Origin of the sequence: Spirillospora sp. NPDC046719, from assembly GCF_040645715.1 — a bacterium.
Classification (GTDB): domain Bacteria; phylum Actinomycetota; class Actinomycetes; order Streptosporangiales; family Streptosporangiaceae; genus Spirillospora.
Map to the genome: position 1 here is coordinate 1 of NZ_JBEYYT010000564.1, position 5,166 is coordinate 5,166.

Consider the following 5,166-nt stretch of genomic DNA (forward strand, 5'->3'; position numbering starts at 1 on the left):
CCCGGATCGCCGCAGGCGCGGCGATCCGGGCGCGGCCGGCGGTCAATCGCGGCCGGGGAGGAGCAGGATGCCGTCGCCCACGCTGCGCTCGCCCGCGGCGTCGGACGGGCGGTTGACGAGGGCGCCGCCCGCCGTCGCCATGGTGGTGGAGCCGCCGCCGTCGAAGTTCATGGCCTGGACCGCGCCGAGCGACCGCATGACCTTCGCGGCCTCCTCGATGGACAGGCCCTCGCTGTAGCCGGGCTCGCGGCCGTCCGCCGCGACCAGCAGCAGCCGCCCGCTCCGGTCGACGCCGACCATGGTGCGCGGGTTACGGCGCAGCACCCAGTTGTAGTAGAACGACTGGTCGCTGCCGGTGTGGACGAGCCCGTCGGCATAGGCGTCGACCCAGACCCGGCCGTCCCGCACGAGCTGCGGGCCGGCGCCGAGGATCGACGTCCGGGGGTCGAGGCGGACGGGGCGGCCGTGGTCGAGCACCCGCTCCGAGATCGCGAGCCGCGTGCCGGGGCGGGCGTGGGCGCGCAGCCAGTCCGCGGCCGTCCCGATCGCCTGGACGGTGCGCCCGCCCGCCGGGATCGCGGTGCCCCGCGACTCGCGCAGCTCCGTGATGCGGCCGGACGCGTCGAGGACGGCCTCCGCGCCGGCACCGGCCGGGCTCGACGCCCCGTACACCGGGGTGAAGGCCACGAGTTCGTCGGGGTCGGTGCAGGTCACGTCGTGCTGCGGGCGCTCGGTCGGCTGGTCGCCGCCGACGCCGCCGCAGTTGTCCACGAGCCCGGGCAGCCGGTCGACGCCGTCGAGCTCGCGGGTCGCGCGGTCCTGGGCGCGGACGCGCAGCTCGGTGCCGAGCTGCGCGAACCGCACGCCGCGGCCGCTCTGCGGCAGGATCATCGCGGTGCGGCCGTTGTTCGCCTCGCTGGTCAGCTCGCCGTTCAGCACGTGCAGCCCGGCGGAGCCGCCCTTGCCGGCGGAGGTGAAGTAGGTGCCGTTGACGCCGGCGACGGCGCCGCTGTCGCGCACCAGGTCCGACACCTTGTCGGTGGCGGTGAGCGTGCCGCCGACGGAGGAGACCACGCGGCCCCCGAACCGGCGGGGATCGACGGTGATCACGTGCAGGCGCCAGGGGCCGGTCGCGGCCGTCCCGTCCTCGGCCGTGTAGGACGTGCCGGCCGAGAACCCGGCGGCGGTGAGGGCCGGGAGGTCCTTCTTCGCGTCGGCCTCCGTCGCGTACCGGCCGACCCGGACGACGTAGCCGACGCGTCCGGCCGGCACGTCGGCGAAGCGGGGGCCGTCCACGGCCTCGACCCGCGGGTGCAGCCCGGCCGCCTCCAGGCGGCGCGCGGCGTCCCCGGCGGTCGCCTCGGGCGCGATCACGGCGGACGCGTTGCCCGGCACGGACAGCCGGACGTGCAGCGTCCAGAAATCGGCGGTCGACGTCTCGCCGCGGACGATCGAGGTGAGCGTGACCCCCGGCGCGAGCCGCTCCGTCTCGCGCTGCTCGTGCAGGCCGGAGGGACCGAGGGGGAGGGGCGCGTACGCCGAGGCGGTAGGGGCGGCGGCCGTGGCCGGGGCGGCGAGGGCAGCCACGGTGGCGGCGGACAGCGCCGCCGCGAGAAGGGGACGTCTCATGCGGTCATGATCGTCGCGGCCGGTGACGCGCGAGTGGCCGCCAGATGATCGTTTCCGCGACCCGGCGAGGCGGCGCGCGCGGGCGCCCGTGCGCGGCCGTCGTCGGCGGCCGGGTGGCCCGCCGATGGGGCGGGGCCTAGGTTGGTGGCATGGCTCGCGGCGACAGGCGTCATCCGGAAAGCGCGGCCGGAGACTGGTACGTGGACGACCGCTGTATCGGCTGCGGCGGCGCGGTCTCGATCGCTCCCACGCTGTTCACCTTGGCGAGCGACGGCCGGCGCTTCGTCATGACGCGGCAGCCGGCCACCGAGGACGAGGTCCGCCTGGCGCAGCTCGCGGCCGAGGTGTGCCCTTCGCGGTCCATCGGCACCGAGTCCGGTGCCAGGTGGCCGCGGCATCATCCCCTGGAGATCGCCCCCGGCGTCTGGCGGACCGGCTCGAACTCGCCCAAGGCCGCGGGCGGCAACGCCTTCGTCGTGCGGGGCGCCGCCGGAAACGTGCTCATCGATTCGCCGCGCTTCACCTCGGCGCTGGAAGCGTGGATCGCATCGCTCGGCGGGCTCACGGCGATCCTGCTGACCCACCGCGACGACGTCGGCGACGCCGACCGCTACGCCGAGGCGTTCGGCGCGCGGGTCGCCGTCCATGCCGCCGACGCCGACGCCGCTCCGTTCGCCGACCTGATCCTGACGGGCGCCGACCCCCGGGAGGTCGTGCCCGGCGTGCTGGCGATCCCCACGCCGGGGCACACCGAAGGCCACGTCATGTACCTGACGCAGGACGGCACCCTCTTCACCGGCGACTCCCTCGGATGGGACCCCTACCGCCACGACCTCGGCGCGGAGCCGTACATGTGCTGGTACTCATGGCCCGTCCAGGTCGACTCGCTCGAACGGCTCGGCCGCCACGCGTTCACGCGGGTCGTCCCCACCCACGGCACGATCAGCCCGGCGCTCGAACCGGACGACATGCGCCGCCGCCTCCAGGCCCTCGTCGCACGCCTGCGCCGCGACCTCGCGGGCACGTAGCCCAGGCGTCCCCGCTCGGCGAGAGACCGAGGGCACGAGCGCCGGGCCGCCGCCCTAGGCGTGCCGCCCCTCCGCGCTGAGCGGGACGCTCGACTCGGCCGTGACGGACAGGAAGGTCAGCGTCTCCTGCAGGTAGAGCCGGACGTGCTCGGCGTCGTGCGAGAGGTAGCCGATCGAGAGGTCCTGGCCGAGATGCAGCTCGTAGTCGCCGCCGCGGGTCGACACCAGCAGGGCCCCGTCGAGCGCGGGCGCCCAGATGATCTCGCCGTCGGGCAGCAGCCGCGCGAGGTGGTGGTGGACCGGGTACCCGTGGTCGGTGGTCTCCGCGACCGCGGTGTACGCCTCGGCCGACAGCAGCAGGGTGTACGGGCCGCCGACGCCGGCGAGCCGTAGCGCGCTCAGCGCCTTGGCGACGGTGTCGGGGACGAGCCGCGCGTCGGCCGGCAGCGGCAGCGCGCTGTTGGAGGCGCCGGGCACGATCCCGGTGATCCCGGCCGGGCCCGAGCCGTGGAAGACGGCGCGGTCCTCGGCGAACGCGATCCGCTTCGCGGCGTCCTTCGCCGGCTGCCAGTCCGGGTCGCGGGCGCCGCGCTCGACGTCGTCCACGTCCTGCCGGGCGACCTCGAAGGGGACCCGCAGCTCGATGATCGGCTGGGCCCGCCGCCGGTGCACCTGCACCCCGTCGGCGGGCGAGCCGAGCGGGTCGACGTGCCCGGTGCCGACGGCCGACAGCGCCGGGCCCGCCGGACCGACCACGTCCACCACGCGGCGGCCCGCGACGTGCCGGGTGAAGGTCCGGCGCACCTCGGCCTCGAGGTCGGTCCAGGCCGCCTCCGAGACGGGGGCGAGTTCGCGGTGCAGATTGTTCATGTGGTGCCGTTCCTCTTGAGGCCGCCGATGCCGAGCGAGCCGTCTCCGGCCGGGCCGCCTCCCGCCGGGCCGTCCGCGGGCGGCGGTGGCGGCGGGCCGGCCGCGGCCTCGGCGGACGCGAGGGCGAGGCGGGGCGACGGGTCGTCCAGGAAGTCGGCCGTGGGCACGTAGAAGAGGCCGCCGGTGACCGCCGTCGAGAAGTCCAGGATGCGGTCGTGGTTGCCCGGCGGGTCGCCGATGAACATGTTCTCCAGCATCTTCTCGATGACGGCGACGTCGCCGACGTAGCCGATGAAGTAGGTGCCGAACTCGTCGGCGCCGATCGAGCCGAACGGCATGTTGTCGCGCACGATCTGGTGCTGCGTCCCGTCGGCGTCCTCGATCGTGTTCAGCGCGACGTGCGAGTTCGACGGCTTCACCTCGTCCGGCAGCTCGATGTCGCTGAGCTTCTCGCGGCCCATCGCCCGTTCCTGCGCCTCGACCGGCAGGGAGTTCCAGCCCCGCATGTCGTGGACGTACTTCTGCACGACGACGTAGCTCCCGCCGGCGAAGGCCGGGTCCTCGTCGCCGACGGTCACGGCGACGACGGCGTCCGGGCCCGACGGGCTCTCGGTGCCGTCGACGAAGCCGAGCAGGTCCCGCTCGTCGAAGTACCGGAAGCCGTGCACCTCGTCGGCGACGTCGGCGTGCCCGGCGAGCCGGGTCATGAGCTGCCGCGCCAGCTCGAAGCACAGGTCCGCGCGGCGGGCCCGCAGGTGGAACAGCAGGTCGCCGGGTGTCGACACCGCCGTGTGGACGGCGCCGGTCAGTACCCGGAACGGGTGCAGGCCGATCGGGCGGGGCGGGCCGTAGAGCCGGTCCCACAGGTGCGCGCCGATGCCGGTCACGCAGCTCAGGCCGTCCCCCGGGGCCCGGAAGCCCACGGCGCGCGTCAGGCCCGCGATGTCGGGCAGCAGCCCGCGCACCGCGTCCTCGCCGCCCGGCCGGACGGTCACCACCAGGAAGATCGCCGCCGTCGCGGGCGGCGCCAGCACGTCCTGCGGCTGTCCCTGCTGCGGCATCGCGTCCCCCCGGTCGTCAGCGCCGATCTACCCCGGGCGCCGCGCCGGTGAAACCGGGCCGGAGCGGGATGGACGCAGTCTTGCCCGTGGTGACGGCGAACCTTGGCACGGACGGCGCGGACGGCGCGGACGGCGCGGGCGTTTCGCCGGTGCCGATCCGCTCATCAGGTCTCGAACCGGACGCACGTTCCGTACGCGATGTACTGGGTCTCGGTGTGGATGCGCATGACGTCGGTCGTGGTGAAGTCGGTGCGGCCCACCACGTTCGGGACCGCGAGAAGGCACACCCCCATGACCGCGTCGGGCCGGAGGTCGGCGCTGGCGCGTTCGAGGTTGGTGAATGCGGACTCGGGGCTCGACGCGGGCTGGCCCGCCCTGATCCCCAGCGTGGTGACGCCTTCCTGGTCGTCCGGGATGCGGTCCGTCGTGTACATCGGTGTGCTCACCGGTGATTGATGCCCACGCCGCGCCGAAGCCTTATCAGGGGGCATTCATGGCTCGGGAAACTTCGCGTGCCGTCCGCGCGGCGCGGCGCGATGCCGCGTGCGGCGGGCCGGCCGCCCGGCCCCCCGCACGCG

The 5,166-nt window shown here is 75.0% G+C and carries 5 protein-coding genes; 1 reads left to right on the top strand and 4 read right to left on the bottom strand.

Features of this window, described 5'->3' with window-relative positions:
- Nucleotides 1–42: 42 nt before the first annotated feature.
- On the bottom strand, nt 43–1,629 hold the full coding sequence (locus ABZ914_RS46065) for a phosphodiester glycosidase family protein (protein WP_500200989.1): 1,587 nt from the start codon (nt 1,627–1,629) through the stop codon (nt 43–45).
- A 149-nt stretch (nt 1,630–1,778) separates the two neighbouring features.
- Between ABZ914_RS46065 and ABZ914_RS46070 the strand changes: the two genes are divergently transcribed.
- Complete coding sequence (locus ABZ914_RS46070; RefSeq protein ID WP_500200990.1) at nt 1,779–2,657, top strand: 4Fe-4S domain-containing protein; 879 nt, start codon at nt 1,779–1,781, stop codon at nt 2,655–2,657.
- 54 nt (nt 2,658–2,711) lie between these two features.
- Here ABZ914_RS46070 and ABZ914_RS46075 read toward each other — a convergent pair whose 3' ends face one another.
- From ABZ914_RS46075 to ABZ914_RS46085, 3 genes are all read right to left on the bottom strand, one after another.
- On the bottom strand, nt 2,712–3,527 hold the full coding sequence (locus tag ABZ914_RS46075; RefSeq protein WP_500200991.1) for a family 1 encapsulin nanocompartment shell protein: 816 nt from the start codon (nt 3,525–3,527) through the stop codon (nt 2,712–2,714).
- Nucleotides 3,524–4,588, bottom strand: coding sequence for a Dyp-type peroxidase (locus tag ABZ914_RS46080; RefSeq protein WP_500200992.1), 1,065 nt, complete (start codon nt 4,586–4,588; stop codon nt 3,524–3,526). Before ABZ914_RS46080 ends, ABZ914_RS46075 begins: the two co-directional genes overlap by 4 nt.
- Nucleotides 4,589–4,752: 164 nt before the next feature.
- Entirely contained in the window at nt 4,753–5,034 is a 282-nt protein-coding gene (locus ABZ914_RS46085; protein WP_433137316.1) for a hypothetical protein, read from the bottom strand.
- Between the last annotated feature and the right edge of the window lie 132 nt (nt 5,035–5,166).